Origin of the sequence: Streptomyces adelaidensis (assembly GCF_016598475.1) — a bacterium.
GTDB classification, from domain to species: domain Bacteria; phylum Actinomycetota; class Actinomycetes; order Streptomycetales; family Streptomycetaceae; genus Streptomyces; species Streptomyces adelaidensis.
In genome coordinates, this window is the sequence record NZ_JAEMUX010000207.1 from 1 (window position 1) to 1,918 (window position 1,918).

Below are 1,918 nucleotides of genomic sequence, written 5' to 3' on the forward strand. Positions count from 1 at the left end.
CCAACTCGCCGATACCATCCGCGCGCTCGGGAAGTCGGAGACCGAACTCGCCTGCGTCCGCGCCCTGGCCGACCGGTGGGTGAAGGCGGGGGCGCCACCCCTCGGCGCGCCCCTCGCCCGCTGGTGGGACAGGCGGCTCGCCGAACTCAACACCGCCCTCACCGAGCCCGGCCGCGCCGGACAACCCACCCGGACAACCCCGGACAACCCCAACCCGGCCACGACCCAACCGGCCGAACCCGCATGGACACCACCCCCGCCCGGCGACAGGCGCGAACAGCTCCCCGACCAGCTACTCGACCTGATCCGAGGCAGCATCCCCGACTACCTGTCCACCGCCTGCCAGACCGCCGGCACGCTCGCCGCGGCCGTCCACTGGAGCCACCCCCAGCGTGCCGAACTCGGGCAGTGGGCCGAACTCGGGCAGTGGGCCGAACGCCTGCACCAGCGGTGCCGGAAGAATCAGAAGTTCACGGGCCAGCTGTGCGCCTGCGGATGCCATCCGTAGCAGAGCAGCCCGTGGCATCCTGGCCGTAGCCCGCTCGTCTGCTTGTGGGAAACCCAGGCCCCGGAGAAGTCGTCCGGTAATAGTCGAGCGGCACCCTGTCCCGTCAGCGTCAATGGGCCAGAGGCGTTGGTAACCGGAGCCGCCGGGGAACGCGACCGCCCAACCCGGGCCCCCGTTCACCCCCGAGCGGGGGCCCGACCCGTCAGATCGACGAGTTGAACTCCGGCTTACGCCCCGCCGGCCGATCCAGCACACGGCGCACTGCGGGCGACGGCGGGCGGGTGGCGAGACGGGCGAGCGGCACACGCGGCGGTGGTGGGGTGGCGGTCATGGCGGCCTCGCTCTCAGGGGGTTGCTGCCGGGACGGTACTGCTGTCAGACCGGCGGCGTACGCTGGTGCCGTCTTCGTCGTCAAGCTGCTGCACGATGAGAGGCGCTACTCACCGCCCGCTGGACAGCGCCACGGGCAACGGCAAGGGCCCCACCGATCCCGGTGGGGCCCTGCTGCGTGTTGGGGGTCAGCCCCAGGCGGTATCACTCACGGCGCCCACTCCTCCCGGTATCCATCGCGGCCACTGTAGGGGGCGGTCAGCAGGCGCAGCGTCGGGCACGGCCAGGACAGCTCGGGGAACTGGTGGTCGGGCTCGCAGGAGCGGCACACGGTCGTCGTGCCGAAGTACTGCGCGCCGCCTCCGGCGCGGAGGGTGGCGCGACTGTGCAGCTTCACCAGCTCCCGCTTGGATTCGATCTCCCGCAGCACCCGCGCCGGATTGTGCGCGGCGATGAAGTCAGCATCGGCGAGGCCCTGCTCAGTGTCCGCAGTTTCGACTCCCGCGCCCGGACGCCCGAAGTCGACGGTCCAGCCATAGTCGCCGATTCCACTCTGCACCCATGGCCCGCGCGTCGCTGCCCGCGCGATCCGCTCATCCTCGTCGAGCTGGGCGCGTAGCCACTGCACAAGGTCATCCATCCTGCGGCTCCTCGTCCTTCTTCGCTCGCGTACCCCACGGGCCCGAGTGGCCGCGCACGATGTCCTGCACCGTGCCCAACGAGACGTTCAGCTCGGCGGCGATCTTCCGGAACGAGACCTTCTCCTCGCGCATCCGGAGCACGATCTCCCGCCGCTCGTCCCGCAGGTCGGGCTCGGCGGAAGTCTGCGCCTTCAACAGGTCGCTGATGGCCCGCGCTCTCCGTACTGGGTCCTCGATTGCGCGCACTGCGTTCACGGCGTCGACCACCCTCTGAACCTCCTCGATCACACCCGGTCCCTCTCTTCGGGCGGGCCGCTTCCCCTAAGCGTATGGCATGCCATACAGTGGCGGAAGCGGCCCAATGCTGCTGATGCACAAAGCCCCCGGCTCGGCGCTGCGAACGCCACATGAGCCGGGGGCGGACCCACCCACAACCTCC

At 70.6% G+C, this 1,918-nt stretch carries 3 protein-coding genes; 1 reads left to right on the forward strand and 2 read right to left on the reverse strand.

Features of this window, described 5'->3' with window-relative positions; translation table 11 throughout:
* Positions 1-508: hypothetical protein (locus I8N67_RS41285; RefSeq protein ID WP_200309450.1), on the forward strand; the 508-nt coding region annotated here is incomplete at its 5' end.
* A 538-nt stretch (positions 509-1,046) separates the two neighbouring features.
* On the opposite strand, the gene I8N67_RS41290 is transcribed toward I8N67_RS41285, so the two are convergent.
* Both I8N67_RS41290 and I8N67_RS43625 read right to left on the reverse strand, forming a co-directional pair.
* On the reverse strand, positions 1,047-1,478 hold the full coding sequence (locus I8N67_RS41290; protein WP_200309451.1) for a DUF6221 family protein: 432 nt from the start codon (positions 1,476-1,478) through the stop codon (positions 1,047-1,049).
* Entirely contained in the window at positions 1,471-1,746 is a 276-nt protein-coding gene (locus I8N67_RS43625) for a helix-turn-helix domain-containing protein (RefSeq protein ID WP_200309452.1), read from the reverse strand. Before I8N67_RS43625 ends, I8N67_RS41290 begins: the two co-directional genes overlap by 8 nt.
* Between the last annotated feature and the right edge of the window lie 172 nt (positions 1,747-1,918).

Bases quoted from the DNA above. Each gene is read 5' to 3' on its own strand.
- I8N67_RS41290 (WP_200309451.1), bottom strand. From the start codon at position 1,478: ATGGATGACCTTGTGCAGTGGCTACGCGCCCAGCTCGACGAGGATGAG.